This is a genomic window from Planctomycetota bacterium (assembly GCA_039819165.1).
In the GTDB taxonomy this organism is placed as follows: Bacteria; Planctomycetota; Phycisphaerae; order Phycisphaerales; family UBA1924; genus JAHCJI01.
Genome location: JBCBSM010000001.1, coordinates 1,469,323 through 1,489,043 on the forward strand (window position 1 = coordinate 1,469,323; position 19,721 = coordinate 1,489,043).

Annotated in this window: 7 protein-coding genes; all 7 read right to left on the minus strand. The window is 72.3% G+C overall.

Annotation, left to right across the window (positions count from 1 at the left end; genetic code table 11):
- Nucleotides 1–114: 114 nt before the first annotated feature.
- The 7 genes from AAFX79_06370 to AAFX79_06400 are packed head-to-tail and all read right to left on the minus strand — an operon-like array spanning nt 115 to nt 19,704.
- A complete protein-coding gene (locus tag AAFX79_06370) occupies nt 115–642 on the minus strand; it encodes a hypothetical protein (GenBank protein ID MEO1008171.1) in 528 nt (175 codons plus the stop codon).
- Entirely contained in the window at nt 639–14,483 is a 13,845-nt protein-coding gene (locus AAFX79_06375; GenBank protein MEO1008172.1) for a secretin N-terminal domain-containing protein, read from the minus strand. The genes AAFX79_06370 and AAFX79_06375 overlap by 4 nt, the downstream gene beginning before the upstream one ends.
- A complete protein-coding gene (locus AAFX79_06380; protein ID MEO1008173.1) occupies nt 14,480–15,496 on the minus strand; it encodes a hypothetical protein in 1,017 nt (338 codons plus the stop codon). Before AAFX79_06380 ends, AAFX79_06375 begins: the two co-directional genes overlap by 4 nt.
- Entirely contained in the window at nt 15,493–17,025 is a 1,533-nt protein-coding gene (locus AAFX79_06385; protein ID MEO1008174.1) for a hypothetical protein, read from the minus strand. The genes AAFX79_06380 and AAFX79_06385 overlap by 4 nt, the downstream gene beginning before the upstream one ends.
- Nucleotides 17,022–18,422: a hypothetical protein gene (locus AAFX79_06390; protein ID MEO1008175.1), complete on the minus strand. Its 1,401-nt coding sequence runs from the start codon at nt 18,420–18,422 to the stop codon at nt 17,022–17,024. Before AAFX79_06390 ends, AAFX79_06385 begins: the two co-directional genes overlap by 4 nt.
- Nucleotides 18,419–19,195, minus strand: coding sequence for a type II secretion system protein (locus tag AAFX79_06395; protein MEO1008176.1), 777 nt, complete (start codon nt 19,193–19,195; stop codon nt 18,419–18,421). Before AAFX79_06395 ends, AAFX79_06390 begins: the two co-directional genes overlap by 4 nt.
- Nucleotides 19,192–19,704 carry a hypothetical protein gene (locus AAFX79_06400; protein MEO1008177.1) on the minus strand — a complete coding sequence of 171 codons (513 nt, stop codon included), beginning with the start codon at nt 19,702–19,704 and terminating at the stop codon, nt 19,192–19,194. The genes AAFX79_06395 and AAFX79_06400 overlap by 4 nt, the downstream gene beginning before the upstream one ends.
- Between the last annotated feature and the right edge of the window lie 17 nt (nt 19,705–19,721).

The window sequence follows — 19,721 nt, forward strand, 5'->3', positions numbered from 1 at the left end:
CGTTCGCGGTGGGCCGCGTGTTGTCTCATCGAGCGATGAGAGGCGGTGGACAATTGGGCGGACCACCCATTAAGATTGCGCGAAGACGGCCGCGGAGCCGGGCAACGGGCGGGATTACTCGTACCACGGCCCCAGACGGATCGGCGTTGCGCCCCGGGCGAGCTGCTCGGCGTCGCCCTGCGGCTCGAACTCCATGTAGAGCCTCGCGTCGGTCCTGGGACGGACGTCGTCCAGCCCGCGGGCCGCGAAATTGATCGCCAGGAAGTAAGCGGGCCCGAGGGCGCCCTTGCGCTCCGCCCGGCGGAGTTCGTCGGGCCCGAACGCGCCCTCGCTCAGCGTCTGGCCGTCCTCGCCGAACAGCGTGAAGCGGAGCGTGCCCGCACGATGGAACGGCTGGCCCGAGCTCTCGCCCCGCTGCTCCAAGCTGAAGAGATAGACCTCCAGCAGCACGCCATCGATGTAGTCGTTGGCGTTGTTGTCGCCCTGCGACCGCTTGACGAGCACGACGCGATCGGGCATGACATCCGACGGCGGCGCGGCGAAGTCGCGTATGCCATCGCCCGACGCGCACCCGGGTGCGCACGCGAGGCACGCCGCGCCAATCAAGAGCACCACCGACGTCCTGCCGACCCGTGCGATCACCGATCCTTCTCCTCGCCCGCGGCCGGGTCGTCGTCCGGTGCGTCGCCCCGCAGCGCCTCCTCGCCCGGCGGATGCTCGCCCTCGAACGACTCGGGCGCCAGGCCCGTCACGTCCTGCCGCTCGAAGATCTTGCTCGACGCGGCCCCGTGGCGGAAGAGCTGCTCGCCCGTCACGCGGCGGGACTCGACGACGCCCTCGCGCCCGCCCGGGATGATCCGCGGCGTGAGCACCACCAGCAGCTCGGTGCGGACGTCCCGCCGCTCGTTGGTGCGGAAGATCCACCCCAGCACCGGGATCTGGCCGACCAGCGGCACGCGGGTGGCGCGGTCGTCGTTGAGCGCCTGGATGAGCCCGCCGATGACGATGGTCTCGCCGTTGCGCACCGTCACCGTCGTGATCACCTCGCGCTTGTTGATGATCGGCGCGGCGAAGTCCTCGCTGATCTGCGTCACCGCCGAGGACAGCGACGAGATCTCGGGCTCGATGACCAGGCGGACGAAGCCGTCGGAGCTGATCGATGGGCGGACCTCCATCTGGATGCCCACGTCCCGCCGGACCACGTTGGCCCGGGTCTGCCCGCTTTCGAACGTATCGACGCTCTCGATGATCGCGATGTCCTCGCCCACCAGCAGGTTGCCCACCTCGTTGTTGTTGATCTGGATCATCGGCCGGCTGAGCACCTCCAGGCGGCCCTGGCCCTCCAGCGCACGGACGGCGAGCCCGAAGTCCTGGGACGTCAGCGAGAGGTTGGGCAGCCCGACCGCGGTCGCCACGCCCGCGCCCGTCGCGTCCATCGCGAACTCGTACATGTCGCCGCCGAAGTCGAAGAGGTCGAAGTCCAGGCCCCAGGTCGCATCCTCGTCGAGGGTGACCTCGGCGATGAGCGCCTGCACGAGCACCTGCGGCGGAGCAGCATCGAGCTCGTCGATGATGTCGGTAATGGTCCGAATGTACCGGGGCGAGGCCGAAACCAGCACCTTGTTGCTCGTCGGGTCGCCCACGACGATGACCTCGCGATCGAGGATGCGGCTGAGCGACTCGCCGCTCTCGCCGGTCAGCAGCCCACGGAACGTGTCGGCCTGCTCGCGGACGTAGCCACCCAGCACCCGCTCGACCTCGTCGGCCTGCGCGTTCTGCAGAGCGTACACAACCTCCTCGCGCTCGGTCGCCTCGATCGAATCTAGCCGACCCACGACGTCGCGGACCAGATCGAGGTACTCCTGCGTAGCCGACACGATGAGCGTATTGGTGCGGTAGTCGATCGTGATCGCCAGCCGCTCCCGCTCGGTCGAGACCGGCGTGACCTGCTGCGAGGGCGGCGCCAGCGGATCGTCGTCGGCCAGCTCGCGCCGCGACGGGACGAGGATGAACTCGTCGCCCTGCCGCTCGAGGCTGAACAGCTCCTGCAGCACGATGGCCATCTGCTCGGCGTCGGCGTTCTCGAGCGCGAAGTACTCGAGGATGCGGTCGTCGACCTCGCTGCGATCGATCTCGTCGATGAAGGCCAGCGCCAGCTCCATGATCTCGGGCGGGCTCATGATCGTCACCGAGTTGGTCCGCTCATCGGCCTCGATCGACGTCCGCTCGCGGACGGCGTCGTCGATGGCCGCCCGCACGACCCGCTCCTCGGGCTCGGCCTCGGGCGGGGCGCCCTCGGGCTGCGCGATGGTCTGGCGGAACTCGATCACCGTGGCCGACGTGCCCGCGCCGCCCGCGACCGAGCGGCCCGACAGCAGGTTGTCCAGCAGCCGCACGACCTCGCGGGCATCGGCCGACTTGAGCTCGACCCGGCGGAGCTGCTGGGTCTGGGGCACCTCGGCCACGTCGAGCTGGTTGGCGTAGGCCCGGATGCGCTCGACGTCGGCCTCCGTGCCGCTGACCAGCAGCGCGTTGTTGCGGATCACCGGGATGACGCTCACGGCGCGGTCACCCCGCTTCTCGTTCTCGGGCTCGACGTAGAGCGAGATGATCGCCTCGGCGACCTGCTCGACGCTTCCGCGCTCCAGCGTGATCAGCTCGACGTCGGTGGCCTCGCTCAGCCGCCGCTCGTCGGCCGACAGAGACTCGACGAGCCCCCGCACGACCTCGAAGTTGGCCTTGCTGCACACCACCATCAGCTGGTTGGTCGCGGGGATGGCCTCGATCGAGAAGGCATCCTCGGCGGTCTCGGCCTCGCCTCCCCGCGTCGCGGCGTCGATGCGGTCCCGCATCAGCCGCTCGATGCTCGACGCGAGCCGCTCGACGTCCGCCCCACGGACGTCGAGGGTGTGCAGCCCGACGGTTTCGGCGCTCTCCTGGCGGTCGAGCCGCTGGACGAGGTCATCCAGCACCGCGAAGCTCCGAGGGCTCGTGGAGACCACCAGCGTGTTGGTCCGCAGGTCGGCCTGGACGATGACCTCGTCCTCCTCGCGGTCGATGCCCGCGTCCCGGCGGTCGTCGAAGATGTCGTCGACGATGTCGGCCACGCGGTCGGCCGACGCGCGGCTGAGCGTATAGAACCGGATCTGGTTGCTGGCGGCGGCGGCCTCGACGTCGAGCGTCCGCACGAGTTCCTCGACCAGCCGCAGGTTCGCGGGGCTGGCGACGACCAGCAGGCTGTTGGTGTTGGCCTCGGGCAGGATGGTCACGCCGCTCAGCGCGGCGAACAGGTCGCTGTCGAACATCGCGCCGGCGTCCATCGGGTCTCGGCCGGCCTGGACCATCCGCAGCCGCCCGACCTGCTCGCGCAGGCCCGACGACACCGGGCTCTCGTCGAGCCCGTCGATCAGCGTATCCCGGAGGAGTTCGGCCAGATCGGTCGCGTCGGCGTGCTCGAGTGCGATGATGCGGGGCTCGATCCAGCCGACCGCCTCCTCACTATCGAGGTCGGCCAGCAGCACCTCGACGAGCGCGACCGCCTCCTCGCGGCCAGCAACGATGAGCGAGTTGGTGCGCGCATCGACCGCGATCGCCAGCTCGCCGGCGAGCGCCTGGCCCGTCGCGGTGGTCGGCCCACCCTGCCGCTGCGTGCCGGGCAGCCGCCGGATGGCCTCGCCCCGCTGGAATAGGCCCTCCACGATGTCCTGGATGCGGCCCGCGTCGGCGTTGTCCAGCGGGAAGATGCGGGCGATCACCGCGTCGCCCACGGGCAGCGTGTCGAGCGTCTCGACCAACGCGAGCACCGCGTCGACGTTGGCCTCGCTCGAGGCGACGAGCAGGGCGTTGGCGTTGCGGTCGGCGATGACCTGCACCGGCACGTCGAGGTCGAACTCGTGCGGCGTCGCGTCGCCCGGCAGGTTCATGCTCCGGCGGCGGACCTGCTCGGCCAGCGCCCGGGCCGCGGGCGGCTGGCCCTGCTGCGCCGTCGCGGTGAGCATCTCTCGGATGACCGACGCGATCTGGTCGGCCGCCGCGAACTTGAGCTGCACCAGTCGCACGGCCTGGGCCTGCTCGACGGCGCCGGTGTCGATCGAGCGGACGAGCGCCTCGACGCGGTCGGCCTCGCCCGGTAGCACCAGCAGCGCCACGGCGTTCCGCGAGGGCAGCGGCACCACGGTGATCGGGTCGGCGACCACGCCCGGGCGATCGGGGCTCTGCTGCCTCGTCAGGCCGAGCTGGTTGATGGTTTGCACCATCTGCTGGGGCGAGAGCGACTGCAGATCGACGATCCGCAGCGACTGGCCCAGTCCCGCGGGATCGTCGAGGGTGCCCTGATCCAGCTCGCCGAGGCCGGCCTGCAATTCGGTGACGACCGCCTGCATCTCCTGGAAGAGCCGCTCGCTCGAGGCGATGACCAGCGCGTTGGTGTCGCGGTCGACCTCGACGCCCACGCCCTCGCCCAGCTGCTGGGCGCGGACGCGGAAGCTGTTGAGCAGCGTGGTGCGAAGGCGGCTGGCGGGCACGCCACGGACCGCGAGCGTGCGGACGCGGACGTCGGCCTGCGAACCCTGGGCCTCCAGCGTCGCCACGAGCGCGCTCACGCGGGCGAAGTCGGCATCCGACCCGCGGTACACGATGATGTTGCTGGCGTCGTCGCCGTACACCACGGGCGAGCGCGGCCCCTGGCGGCTCACGGGATCAATGAAGATCCGCTGCACGGCCTGGGCGATCCGCGTGGCGCGGCCCGACGAGAGCGCGATGACGCGGGCGTCGGGCAACCGAGCGCCGTCGTCGGCGTCCAGCGTCTTGGCGATGGCCTGGATGCGGGCGAGGTCCCGCGGGTTGGCGAACACGATGAGCGCATTGGTCTCGACCTCGGCCGACACCACGGGCGTCTCCTCGGCCTCGATGAGCACGGGCGGGGGGGCGAAGCTCGGGCCGTCGCCGCGATCCCGCCGCGCACCCTCCTGCCGCGCCCGCTCGCGTTCGAGCTGCTGCTCGAGGGGCGCCCGGAAGCTCTCGTTGAGGGCGCGCGCCACGTTGCGGGCGTCGGCGTTGCGCAGCGGGATGACGCTGAGCGTGCGGTCGATGGAGTACGCCTCGGTATCGAACTGCGCGAGCAGCGCCTCGATGCCCTCCCACTGCTCCTCGGAGGCCGCGATGATGAGCGTGTTGGTCACCGGGTCGGGCAGGATGGTCACCTCGCGGGCGGCCTGGTCGCGGGCCTCGGCGGCGAAGCGGCCATAAAAGAGGCCGAGCGCGCGGGAGACCAGGTCGGCTTCGGCGAATTCGAGCTTGACGAATTGGGTCGTCCGCTGGCCGCCGGTCTGCACGTCCAGCTCGTTGACGATCTGCACCAGCTGGGCCATCTCGTCGGGCGTGGCGGTGATGAGCACGGTATTGTCGCGGGTGTTGTAGTCGAGCCCGGGGCGGGGTGCGCCCGGCTCGCGCCGTTGCGCGCCCGCGGTCTCGCGCAGGGCGATCCACACGTCGGTGGCGTCGGCGTGCGCCAGCTGGATGCGGCGGAACTCGGTAGCCGGCGGCGCGGCGGCGATGTCGAGCTGGGCGATCTGGTCGCGGACCCACTCCACCGACTGTTCGTTGCCCCCCGACACGATGATCGTGTTTGTGCGGTCGACCGCGGTGATCTCGACGTTGAAGCCGTCGGGCAGGGCGCTGCGGAGATCGCTCGCGACCTGCGTCGCCCGCGCCTCGGTGAGCTGCACCGACACGAAGGGGGTGACGGATTCGGCGTCGAGTTTCTCGAGCAGCGCCTCGATGAGCGGGAACTGCTCGTCTTGGGCCGACACGATGATCGCGTTGCGGCTCGGCTGGGGCGTGACGCGGATGGCCTCGTCGCGGCCCCGCGAGGGGATCATGCTGCGGATGGCCTCGCCCGCCTCGGTCGGGTTGACGGTGCGGAGCGCGAAGACCTCGATGCGGCGGCCCTCGGGCAGGTCGGGCTGGTCGATCTGCGCGACCATGTCCCGCAGCAGCGCCATGTCCTCCTCGCCCGCCGACACGATGAGCGCGTTGCCGTCGGCCGACCCGATGACCGTCACCGCGTCCTGCGGTCGGCCCTCGCCGCGGGCGCGGCTGCGGAAGAACTGCTGGAGCGTCCGCTCGGCCCGCTCGGCACTGGCGTGCCGCAGCGAGACGATCTCGATCGCGCGATCCTCCAGGCCCGGCGTGGCCGCGAGGGTCTCGGCGTACTCGACCGCCCGCTCGACCTTGGCCTGCTCGCCCACCAGGATCAGCAGCCGCCGACGCTGGTCCACCGCGACGGTCACGTCCGACTGGCCGAAGCTGATCCACCAGCGGCCGCGATCGACCTCCTCGAAGGCGTCGCGGATGATGCGCGCGATGGCATTGAGATCGACCGAGCCATCGGACACCGCGACGGTCCGCACGACCTTCTTGGTGACCTCACTCTGCTCGCTATCCAGGTCGCGGATGAGCTGGAGCATGAGGTCCATGGTCTCGCCCTGGCCGACCACCACAATGCTGTTGCTGGCCTCGTGCGTGGAGGTGTACAGCCGATCCTCGGGCGGCGCATCGGGACCGCGGCTCCAGCTGCGGCTGCCCCACACGTTCTCGTCGAAGAAGCGATCGGCGATCTCGTTGATGGTGTCGTCGAGGTCGCTAGCGTCGCCGTTCCTGATCTGCACGATCTCGACCCGGAGCGCCCCCTTGGCGACCGGCATGTCGAGGGCGGATGCCAGCTCGGCGACCTGCTCGAAGTCCTCGTCCGACGCCGCGACGATCAGCGTCCCGCTGCGGCGCTCGCCGACGATGCTCACTCGAGTCTGGCCGCGGCGGCCCCGGCCGGCGGCCTGCGCGCGGTTCGCGAAGAAGTCCTGCACCGCCCGCGCCACCGTCGGCGCGTCCGCGGTCTCGAGCTGGATGGTGCGGATGGGGGCGCCCTCGACGCTCGATTCGTCCATCCTCGATGCCAGCTCGCGGGCCTGCTTGAGCAACTCGGGCTCGGCCCGGACGACCAGGAGCCCCGCGTCGTCGTCGGCCGACACGCTGAGCTGGTCGCGCTTGCCGGGGTCGCGGCCGATGAGCACCTCGCGGAGCACTCCCGCCACGCCCCGGGGCTGCGCGTTCTGCAGCGGCAGGATGGCGACCTCCATGCCGTCGTCGCGGGCCTCGGCATCGGCGTCGGCCAGCAGCCGCTCGATCTCGGCGTGCTGCTCGTCCGACGCGGTTACGAGCAGCGCGTTGGTGCGCTCGTCGGCGACGAAGCTGGGCTCGGGCAGCGAGCGGCCGCCGGGCCCCCGCCGCTGCGCCCGGAACAGGTCCTGGAAGGCCCGCGAGAGCTGCTGCGCCTCGGCGTTGGTGAGCGGGTAGCGGCGGATGTCCAGCCGATCGGCCAGCGGGCTCTGGTCGACGAGCGAGACGAAGGCGTCGATCAGCGGCAGGACGTCCGAGGGCGCCGAGACGACCAGCCGCGTGCCGCTCGGGTCGGCCAGCACACGGACGCTGTCGGGATCGACCTCGGCCCGGATCTCTCGCCCCTGCGCATCGAGCAGCGTCAGATCACTGGCCCGCGACGGTCCGCGGCCGCCGCGGAACCACCGCGCCTGGCGGCCGGTGGGCTGCGCACTGACGAGGTCGTTGACGGACTGCGCCGCGGCCCGCGCCTCGATGTTCACGAGCGGGTACACGCGGACCGAGACCGCCTGGCTCGACTCCAGCCGCGCGACCGAGGCGATCAACTCGCCCAGCACCGCAAAGTCGGTGTCGTTGGCCCAGATGATGAGCGAGCCGCCCGCGGGATCGGGCACGACATCGGCGCGGCCCGTGAACCCGCCGGGGTTCTGGACACTGGCGCGGCCGACCCGCTGGATCGTCTGCCGCGCGAGCTGCGCGATGGCATTGGCGTCCGCGGAAGGCGGCAGCTGGACGACCCGCACGCGCGTGGCCTCTTGTGGGATCTGGTCCTGGATCTGCGACGCAAGCTCCGCCAGGCGGTCGGTCAGCCTGGGCGAGCCGACGACCACCAGCGTGTTGGTCGCCGGATCGACGGCAATCGTGATCGCCGGCTGCGCGGACTCATGGGCCGGATCCGACTGATCGACCTCGGCGACCTGCGCGAACACGGCACCGGCGATGAGATCGCCCAGCGGATCGACCGAATCCGGCAGCGCGCTGCCCGGCGCGATCGGCTCGGCCTCCGCATCCGGCGACTTCTCGAGCAACTCGTCGAGGCTGATGACCTCAACGGTCGCGCCGCCCTGCTGCTGCAGCAGCTGCCGCAGCGTCTGCGCGACCACCGCCGCGTCGGCCTTCGACCGGTCGACGGGGATGAGCTGCATCTGCCGGCTGCCTGATAGCGTGGCGGCGTCGAGCTGGCCCGCGAGGGATTCGATCTCGGCCATCTGCACGCCGGTCGCCCGCACGATCAGCGCATTGCTGCCGCGATCGACGCGGACCGTCGGCGGCTCGATGCCGCCCTCGGCGCCGGCGAATACGTCGGCGAGGTTCTGCGCGACCTCTGTCGCATCGGCGTTCTGCAGCGCGATCAGCCGGACCGATCGGAGGGTCTTTGCGTCGCGGGCCTGAGGCCGATCCAGCTCGGCGAGCACCTGCTCGGCCAGCTCGAGCATCGGTTTGGGTGCGGCGATGACCAGCGTGTTGCTCGACGGCTCGGCCAGCACCCGCACGGTGGGACCGACGGCCTGGTCGGGGAACTGGGCCGCGAAGTTGCCGACCGCCCACCAGGGCAGCAGATCCACCACCGACTCCTCCTGGAGCATGGCCTCGATGATCGGCGCAACGGTCTCGGCCCGCGTGTGCACGAGCCGCAGCGTGCGGACCGCGACGGCCTCGGGCTCGACCTGCACGTCCATCTCGGCGATGAGGCGATCGGCCTCCTCGAGCTGCGACGTGCTGCCGGTCACGATCACGCTGTTGCTCGTGGCCTCGGCGCGGGCCGACGGCTCGGGCTGGCCCGGTCGAGCGCCGGCGCGGAGGGCGTCCTGCACGGCGTCGGCCACCGAAGCCGCATCGCCGGAGGTCAGCCGCACGAGGCGGACGCCCGTCGCGCCATCACCGTCGGGCGGGGCATCGACCGCCTCGATCAGCCGACTGGCGGTGGCCATCAGCGCACTCGGCACGCCGACGATGACGCGATTGGCGGCGGCGTCGGCGCGGACCGTCGGCGTCGGTACATCGAGCCCGGCACGCTCGGCGCGGACGAGTTCGGCCGGCCAGCGGCCGCGATCGGACAGCAGCGGCTCGACCGTCTGCGCGACGACCTCGGCCGACACGTGCTGCAGGTTCACGACCGCCACGTCGGCAGCCGGCGCCGCGGGCGTCTGGTCGTCGAAGCGCTGCAGCAGCGCAACGGCATCGGCCGCCGCGGCCTCGCCACCCACAACGAGCACCGTGCCCGATGCCGGCTCGGCGGTGATCTCCAGGCCCAGCCGGCCGCCTTCGATGGTCGAGCCGGCGAGCCTGGACGCGATCGCCGCCAGCGCGGACGGATCGGCCCGCACCGGCGCGTAGGTCAGCACCGTCCGCGGACCGTCCTCCGACGGTCGATCGAGCCGGCCGATGAGCTGCTCGGCCAGCTTGACCATCTCGGACGAACCGGAGACGAGTAGCGTGTTGGTCGCGTCGTCCGCCTCGACGCGGACGGGCGTCACGAGGGCCGACGTCGGGTCACGACGGAGCAGCTCCCGCAGCACGAACGGATTGGTCTGCTGTCGCTGCTCGAGCAGCCGTTCGACCACCGGACCCACCCGCGACGCGTCCGCGTGCCGCAGCTCGAAGGTCTGCACGCCCACGGCGTCGGGATCGAACGGGCGCGCATCGAGCTCGTCGATGAGCCCAGAGACCAGCGCGATGTCGGCCTCGACACCGGTGACGACCAGCGCGTTGGCGCCGCCCACGGCGCCGACGCGGACCGGCCCGCCCGCGGGCAGCGTCAGGCCGTCGATGGCCCGCTGGATCTGCGGCGCGATCTGGTCGGCGCGGCCGTAGCTCAGCGGCACGACGCGGATGACCGGTCCGCCCGCGCCCGCCTCGTCGGTGTCGAGGGCCTCGACCAGGTTCGCCGCCAGCTCCTGCGCAACGGGCGGCGCGGAGATGATCAGCGTGTTGGTCGCCGGCTCGGCCGACACCGTGAGCAGCGAGGCGACGTCCGCGACGCCCAGGCCGCCCTCGACCGCCTGCTGCTCGCGCAGCCGCGTGGTCAGCAAATCGCGGAGCAGCGGCTCGAGGCGATCCGCCCGGGCATGCCGCAGGCGGTAGAGCTGCACCGTCGAGGCGGCCCGCGCCGGCGCACCGTCGAGGTCGGCCAGCACCGATTCGACCTGCGCGAACGCCTCGGCCGGACCGCTGACGATGAGCGCCCGCGTCGCGGGCTCGATCGACACGCTCACGGGCGTGCGCGGGCTGCCCCCGAGCGCCCCGGCGGCGGCCAGCTCGCGAATCGACGACGCGACCGCCTCCGGATCGGCGCGCACCGGCCGGTAGGTCCGCACGGTGACCTCGCCCGCAAGCTCGGGGCGATCCAGCGACTCGACGATCTGCTCGAAGCCCGAGAGCCGCCGCGAGGGTGCGTCGACGATGAGCGAGTTGGTGGCGCGGTTGCCGCGGACGACGACCTCGCGGGGCTGGCGGAGATCGGGCCGCGGCCGCCCCCGGCTATCGAAGACCATCGGCGGCTCGGGGTACATCTGCTCGATGGTCTGGGCCAGCTCCTCGGCCCGGGCGTGCGTGAGCGGGAAGATGCGGATCTCGCGGTCCTCGTCGCCGATGGCGCGGGACTCGTTGAGCTGGCGGATGATCGTCTCGATCTCGGGCAGCACGTCGGGATGGGCCGACACCAGCAGCGTGTTGGTGGCCGCGTCGGCGCGGATGTCCACCGGCTTGCGGCTGCGCTCCTCGGGCGTCCGCCGCTGGTAGCTGTCCTGCAGCACGCGGGCGATGTTGCCCGCCTCGGTGGTGCGCAGCCGCAGGATCCGGAGCGGCTGGCGCTCGGCGGTCTGCTGGCGATCGAGATCCCGCACGAGCTGCTCGATGATCGTGAACTGCGCCGGTATCGCCGCGATCAGGATGGAGTTGGTGCTCTCGATGGCCTCGAACACCGGGTCCGGGCCGCCCTGCTGCCGCAGCGTGGAACTCGACTCGAGCAGGTCGTCCAGGAAGGCGATGACCTCGCCGGCGTCGGCCTGCTGCAGCTGCACGAGCCTTGCTTCGCGCGGCGGGCCGACCTGGTCCTGCAGCAGGTCCAGGATGCCCAGGAACCGCTCGAGCGCTTCGCCATCCGCGACGATCTGCAGCGCGTTGGTCTCGCCATCGATCGATAGCTCGACCGCGCCCGCCCCGGGGACGCCGGCGACCTGGGCGTTGTAGATCGACAACGCCTGGTCGCCCACCTGCTGCGCGTCGGCATTCGCGATGGGCACGATCGCCAGCTCGCGTTCGACCGGGACGGCCGCCAGGTCCTCGAGGACCGTGTCGACGCGCTCGAACGTGGTCGCGTCGCCCGCGACGATCAGCGTGCCGCTGAGCGGCTCGGCCTCGATGGTCACCCGGACCGCCTGCCGACCCGGCTGCGGCGGCGCCGACAGGTTGCCCTGCCGTTGCATGCCGTCGAGCACGCGCTTGATGGTCATGACGTCGGCATCGACCACCCGGTAGGTGCGCAGCTCGGCGGTCGGCGGCACCTCCACCTGGTCGAGCTGCTGCGCCAGCTCGCGGAGCGATTCATGCATCTCCACGGGCGCATCGATGATCAGCGAGTTGCTGCCCTCGTCGGCCGACACCGTCACCTGCCGCGGCTCCTGCAGCCAGGGCATCGGGTTGCCGCGGCGATCGCGCGGGATGGGCGGCTGCGGATACAGCCGGTTCATCGCCTCGGCAACATCCACGGCCTTGGCGACCGTCAGGCGGAACAGCAACGGCGCACGCTCGGGGCCCACCTCGCTCTCGCGGTTGAGCTCCTCGACGAAAGAGGTGATGTCGGGCAGCAGATCCTCGTGGGCCGATACGATCAGCGTGTTCGTCGCGTCGTCGGACCGGACGTCCACCGGCTTGGCGATGCGGTCGGCCTGCGGCCGCTGGCGGTACTGATCGCTGAGCATCCGCGCAATGTTCCCCGCGTTGGCGGCGCGGAGCTGCAAGAGCTTCAGCGGCGGCAGCGCACGGGGCTCGAGCGCGTCCAGCCGCGACACCAGCTGCCGGACGATGTCCTGCTGCGCGGGTTCGGCGGTCACCATGAGGGTGTTCGTCCGCTCGATGACGCTCAGCTCGGGGGGCGGCATCCGGCGGCTGGGATCCACCGGCTGGCGGTTCTCGATCAGCGATTGCAGCTGCGGCACGATGTCGCCGGCCTGCACGAACTGCAGCTCGATGAGCTGCGTCGTCCGCGCGGGCGGGACCAGCTGCTGCACCTGCTGCAGCACGCCCTGGAAGAGCTCCGTCGCCGCCACCGACCCGCGGACGACGAGCGTGCCCGAGGCGTCGTCGGGAGTGATCGAGAGATCGGTCAGCGACGGATCCTGGCGGCGGGCCGCCTCCTGGTTGTAGACCGGCCGCGCCCGCTCGAGCAGCGCCGTCGGCGTGGTGTTCCGCACCGGGAAGACCGCGAAGCGCGACGTGCCCGCGGGCGTATCGAGCTGCTGCACCAGCCCCTCGATCGCGGCCATCTGGCCCTCGCCCGCACGCACGACGAGCTGGCCCAGGTCGTCCAGCGGCTCGAACTCCGGCGGCTCGAACGGCGAGCCGTCCTGCGGTCGCAGCAGCGATTGCGCCACCCGCGACAACCGCGGCGCCAGCTCGCTCGGACGAGCACTCTCGAGCTCGAAGATCCGCATCGAACGCTCGACGAGCACGGCCGACTCGCTCTGCCGCATGAAGTCGAGGAAGCGATTGAGGCCCGCCCGCGAGCCGACGACCGTGACCTCGGAGCGATCAGGATCGACGTCGATCGCGACCGGATCGTCCTCAGCCGCGCCGCTGAGCGTGTACAGGTCCTGCGCCCTCGTGACCACCTGATTGACGTCGCCACGCTCCACGCGGAGCGTGCGCACGTCGCGGGTAACGCGCTGCTCGCGGTCGAAGGTCTCGACGAGCCGCTCGAAGGCGTCGACGTCCCGCGTCGGGCCGGTGACGATGAGGGCCCGCCCGCCCTGCATCGACGCATACTTGAGCACCCGCTGCTGGCGGGGAGACAGCAGCCGCCGCACGGTCTGCTCGATGGCCTCGGCGCTGGCCTTCTCGAGCGTGATGACGCGGGAGGCCATCGTGGTTTCGCCGCCCTGTGCTAGCCCCGGATCCAGCTCGCCGAGCAGAGCTTCGGCCTGGAGCACGAGCGCCTCGCGGCCGACGATCGTGATCTTCCCGAGCGATTCGTTGGGGATGATCGTGGGCCGGCGGTCCTCGGGCAGCGAGCCGTAGAGCCGCCCGAGCTGCTGCGAGGCCTCGCCGGGCGTCATCGTCTGTAGCTCGAAGCTGGCCATCGTGGGCGCACCGTCACCGGCGGCGTCGCCCTCGTCGAGCATCCGGATGAGCTCCTCGGCCTGGACCAATCGCCGCGTCGGGCCGATGGCGATGATCGAGTTGGAGCGGACGTTGGCCTCGAAGCGGACCGGCGGCTGGTTGACGTCGTCGATGATGTCGCGGCGGTTGCCCTGCTGGACGATGGTCTTCTCGTACTCGGGCACCAGCTTGCGGAGCGGGACGAGCACCTCCTCCACGCTGGCCGACCGCAGCCCGAAGATGCGGTAGTCCGACGTGCTGGGCGGCTGCGAGTCCACCAGGCGGAGCACCTCGCGGATGCGGCGGAGCTGCTCCCCGGTCTCGGTGATGATCAGCAGGTTCTGCCCCGGCACGGGCACCACCGAGCCGTAGCCGGCAACCAGGCTCTTGATCTGCTCGGCGATGGCGGTCGCATCCACGTTGGTCAGCGGGACCGCCAGCGTCACGATGTCACCCTGGCGGACGGCATCGGGCAGGTCGCCCTGGAAGATCTCCGCGGGCATGCGCGCCGCGTCGGTGATCGAGCGCAGGTACAAGTAGTTGTCCTCGGGCGTCAGCCGCACACCGTGGGGCAGCAGGAAGCGATTGAGGATGTCGAGCGCCTCGTCGAAGGAGTACGACACGCCGCTGATGAAGGTCATGCCCGCCTCCGGCACCGCCGCCTGCTCGATGATCGGCACGCCCGACTCGCGGGAGAAGAACTCGACCACCGTGCGGTAGGGCGCGTTGTCGAAGTTGAAGCTGATCGGCGGCTCGGCCGGCTCGCGCGGGTCTTCATCGGGAGCGGCGACATCTAGTGCGTCGAGGTCGGGCGCCGTGACGCCCGGCGCTTCGGCGATGGCGAGTTCCTCCTGCATCGCCAGCGCACTCGAGCTGACCGCCAGCCCGCACGCGAGGCTGAGCACCAGCGCCCAGCGCGGCGGGCGGCAGGGGCGATCGGCGGACGGACGCCGCATCGCGCCCGAACGAATACTGGTCGTCGTCGTCATCGCCGCTCCCGCGATGCTGTGTGCGCCAGCGACTGGCCGTTGCGCACGGTGTATCTCTCGTTCGTATCCCCGATGCGCACCTCGAAGGTGCCCACTTCGCCCGAGCCGCCGCGGTAGACGACCTCGTCCACCGCGTCGCCGGGGCGGAGCATCCGCTGCCGCCCGTCGGCGTGCACGACGATCGCGTACTCGCCGCTGGACCCGCGTATGACCCCCGTCAGCGTCCATCCCGCGCCCGGCACGGCCGGCGGAGGAGGGGGCGGCGGGGACGGCCGCTCGGCGACCACCGGCGGGGGTGGTGGTGGCGGAGGCGGTGGCGCCGCCGCCCGGAAGGGGTCCATGCCCACCAGCCGCTGCACCCGCTCGGCGTCCGCAGCGGACACGCCCGCGAGCGCAATCTCGCCCGACGGCGCCGCCGCCTCGTCGAGCACCAGCACATTCGCCGACAGCGACACGGTGAATAGCCCGCTGCCGTCGGCCGCCGTTTCGCCGCGGATCGGCCGGATGCTCCAGGCCTCCGGGCCCAGCAGCCAGGGCTGGGCCTGCGCGAGGGCGATCGCGTCGAGGGCCTGCCGCCAGGTGCCGCGGCCCTCGAGGTCGGCGCGGATGGTCGTGGCGTCGACCTGCTCGCCCAGCAGCTTGCGGAAGCCCGATTCGGCGAGCCGGGCGCGGCCCGCCGGGTTGATCCGCCGCTCGGGCGCGCGGGAGTTGACCTCCACGTCCGCAAGGCCGGCCGCATCGCCGATCGCCTGGAAGGCCGTTCGGATGCGGTGCTCGAGGGTTGCGGGATCGCCGCCGACGGCGTTCTGTGCGATGCCGCGGACGCCCGCCTCGACCCCCGGGCCGTCCATGAGGGCGTCCTCGAAGGCGCGGACGCTGCGTTCCAGGGCGTCGATGTCGTCCCGCAGCGCCGCCGCGGGCCCCGCGTAGTAGCGGCCGTACGCGAGATACCCCGCCGCCGCCACACCGGCGACGGCCCCGGCGGCCACGAGCAGACGCACCGGGCGGCTCACGGCCCACCCCCGTCCGCCTCGGAATCGGTCGCGGGCTGCGTTTCGTCTGCCGGCTGGGCCTCGGGCGGCGTGCGCCGGCCCGTCGCGAGGCTGAGGCCGAAGCTGGTGCCCGCGTCGGGCCCCTGGGTCTCGACCTCGTACGTGCCGTCTTCGACGATGCGGCCGCGCGCGAGCGTGGCGGTCGCGCGGCTGGCGGCTTCGCCCTGCACGGTGATCACGCCGCGGACGCGGGGGCGGTACTCGCCGTCGTTGAAGGAGAAGCGGCGGGCCCCGCCGCGCGGATTGCCGAACCACGCCTCGCCGCGGGAGACGCCGCCCAGGTCGTCGACGCGGATGCCGCCATCGAGCACCAGCCCGCCCAGGTGGTCGAGGTGGGCGAGCCACTCCGGATCACTCAGCCGCAGCGCTTCGAGGTGCCGCAGCTGCGCGCGGCGGACGGCGAGTTGATCAAAGTCGGCCTGCAGCGAGCGGGCTCGGGCTTGCAGCGCGGCCTTCTCGTCGGCCAGGTCCGCCAGGGACAGGTAGCCGAAGACGCCGGCCGTCCCGAAGACCGCGGCCGCCGCGAGCACGCCGAGCAGCGCCCGCTCGCGGATCTTGGAGGAGGTGTCGGGCCCCTTGCGGGGGCTGGCCAGGTCGATCGCCGCGGAGCCGTCCCCGGCCGCCACGCCCAGGAGCGGCACCCAGCGGGACGGGTCGCCCCCGCCGCCGGGCAGGCCCTCGGGGCAGACCACACGGGCGTCGGCCTCGATCTGCTCGCCCACGGCGTCGGCGATGGCCTCGCACACCGGGCCCGCACCGAGAACGACGGCCGAGCCGACCGCACGCGAGGCCGCGCCGGCGCGGTAGCCCATCCACGCACGCTTGACGTCGACGGCGATGCGGTGGGCGAAGGCGGTGGCGTCGCCGGCGGGCCAGGTCGCATCGACGCCGCGAGAGGCGACCACGCCGCCGCCCTCGACGACGACGACCTCGATCGCCGCCGCTCCGGGGGCCACGACGATGCAGGCGCTCCCGTCGGTCGCGCTGGCATCGACGCCCGCGAGTGCCGCCGCCGCTTGCGCCCGCAGCCGCACCCCGCCGAGCTTGAGCCCCGCGGCCGCCAGCATCTCCCGCGTCCACGCCAGCCGATCGGCGGGCATCGCGGCGCCCAGCAGCACCAGATCGGCGTCGCGCTCCTCGAGGGGGGCGTAGTCGACGGCGGCATCGGTGCCCTGCACGGGCATCGCGCGGGCCATCTGCAGCCGGACCATCGACGGCAGCTGCGCCTCGCTGGGCGGGCGGGGCAGCGTCAGCCGCTTGAGCAGCACCTCGCCCCGGCCGGCGAGCCAGGTGACGCGACCGCCGCGGAGGCCGGCATCGCGGAGCACGCCGGCGGCCCACTCGCCCACGGCCCGGGCGTCCTGCTGCGGCACGCCGTCGCGGACCCTCTCGCAGGCCACGCCGTGGACCACCGGGCCGCCGCGGCCGCCGGAGACGGCCGCCGCCGTCAGCCAGCCGTTGTGCCACTCCATGACCAGCGTGCGGCTCATGGCCCCTCGCTCCCGGATTCGTCTCCGTCCATCGCCTCGCCCGGTGCCGGGGTCTCGCCCCGCGTCGGCGACGCGGGGTCCTCCGCGGGTGCATCCGTGTCGTCTGGCTCGTCCGGCTCCTTGGAGTCGGCAGGGTCTTGCTCCGGAGCCGTCCCAAGCAGCCGGCCGAGCTGCGCCACCTCGTCGGCGATGGTGACGTCGCCCAGCGGCACCACGACCGGCGTGGGGCCCGAGAAGTCCACCAGCAGGTCCATCGCGACGCGATCGCGGAGGCGGCCGGCGTCCTCGCGATCGCCCGCCCGGGCCCGCCGCGCATCGGCCAGCGAGTCGATGCCCACGCCGCGATCGTCGTCGAGCAGCGTGCCGGCCTCCAGGCGCAGCACCCACCGCACGCTCCGCGTCGTGAAGCGATCGATCGACCCGATCATCGCCTCCTCATCGACCAGCCCTTCCTTGTAAGGCCACAGCGGATCGGCGAGGTCGGCCGCTGCCAGCCCGCCCCGGGCGTCGACGATCGCCGCGGCCCGCTCTTCGCCGACTCCCGGCAGCGCCGCGAGCACCTCGAAGGATGCGCGGTTGATGTCGACCCGGCCGGCCCCGGGCGTCGCAGAAAAGCAGGCGCCGTCCATCCAGGCGCCCCCGTCTCGCAGGTCCATGCCGGTTTGGTTGAGGACCCCAAGGAATTCGGATCGGGAGTTGCGCGTCCCGGGGAGCTGCCTGAGCATGGCGATCACGAACTCGGCCACCTCGTCGCTGTAGAGCTCCGCGATCTTCTCCCGCATCTGCTCGTCGGGCTCGAGATCCAGCCGGATCCGCTCGGTCGCGGTGTCGATGTCGCCCACGCCGATGGCCAGATGGGGATCGACCGAGCCGACGGTGAGCAGCGCGGCCAGCGGCACGTCGGGCATCGCCTCGGTCGGATCGTCGCTCTCCGAGCCATAGAGCAGCGTCGGCGTCACGCCCTCGGCCGCGAGCAGCCCGGCCAGCGACTCCACGGGCAGCACGCCGGCGATCTCCGCGGCCAGGGCCGCGTCGATGCCGGGCAGCAGGGCGAGCATCTCGGGCGTCGCGGTATTCACGTCCAGCCTCGCGTCGAGCGGCGTAAGTCCGCCACCGGCAACGCGGAAGACGCCCGCTACGTTGCCCTCGCGGAAGAGCTCGGCGGGCGGATCGAAGGCGAAGTCGCCCCCCGCGAGGACGGATTCACGCTGGAGTGCCGCCTCCGCGGCCACCGCGAGCACCCCCGATCGGAGCGTGAGGCGAGACTGCGTGCGGAGGGCGGTGGCCTCGGCCGAGTCGGCCGCCACCCGGGCCGACAGCAGCGCGATGGTGCCCGCCAGCGCGCCCGCCGCCAGCACCACCAGCACCGCCAGCACGGCCGTCCCCCGGCGGTTCATGGCCGGCCTCCGTCTTCGCCCGGACGCGAGTCGCGGCGCGGGAACGCCGGTGCATCCTCGTCCTCGTTCGCCGGATCGGTCGGTTCCAATGCGGGCGCGTCGCGGCGGGGCGGGGCGGGCAGCGGCAGCACCGCCCGGACGATGTCGGGCGGCCGCGCGGGCAGTTCGTCCTCGTCGTCGAGCCCGTCGAACGGCGCGAGCGGGAGGTCGTCCTCCGGCGGCCCGCCGAGCGGATCCTCGTCTGTCGACAGCGTGACGCCGTCGTCGACCTCGATGGCCGCCAGCCAGATGCACACCCGCGCGGGCAGCCGGGCCCCGCGGGGCGCATCGAGGTCTTCGAAGCCATCGAGGAGCACGTGCTCGATGCCACCCGCGGCCAGTTCCATCGTGCCGCCCGCGGCCGACTCCCGCCAGCGCAGCTCGCCCGCCTCGGCGTCGTATCGGAGTTCGGCCGAGATGTCCGCCGGCGCGACGGGCAGCCCCCGCGCCGGCGCCACGGGCCAGACGGCACGACCCGAAAGGGCCAGCGTGTCGCCCCGCGGCGTGGCGGAACTCGTGGCCGATCCAGCGACCATCTCCACGCGATCGAGGATGCGATCGATGGCGGCGAGCCGGGCGCCCTCGATCGCTAGCCGCTCGCGACGCTGGCCGAGCCCGTAGCTGAACGCCAGGATGCTGCCCGACAGCAGCGCAAGCAGCCCGATCGCGACGATGACCTCGAGCAGGGTCAGGCCCCGCCCGGACCGCCGCCGCGTCGCGCACGCCCCGCTCACGGGGCACCCCCGCCGAATCCGCCCGGCTCGTCGGCGTCGAGCGGGCTGGGATCGATCAGCTGGCGGAGCGTGGCGAGCGGGGCGACCTCGGCATCGGAGCCGATCGGCACGCGGAACACTCGGACGGTCGCCAGCGAGAGGTCGCGCCAGCGGGAGGCCTCGAGATCGACCTCGCACTCCCACCGCCAGCCGGTCGGCTCGCCCTGCGCGTCGAGCACGTCCAGCGGCAGCAGCCACTCGTCGACCGGGCCGCTCAGGCTCCGCTCCGTCGCCGCGCCACCCTCGAGCAAGGCGAGCGCGGATCGCGCGATGCCCTCGGCGGCGGCGCGGCGCTCGGACTCGATGACCAGCCGCGTGCCGAAGCCGACCTGCGTGAGGATCGCCAGCCCGCCGAGCACGAAGATGCTCAGGGCGACCATCAGGTCGAGCAATGCGAAGCACCGCCGGCGTGGGGGTCGACCGTCCGTAGTCGTCCGGATGCCGCGGCTCCGCCGCTGCTGGGCGATCATGGTGCCCCCCTGGGACG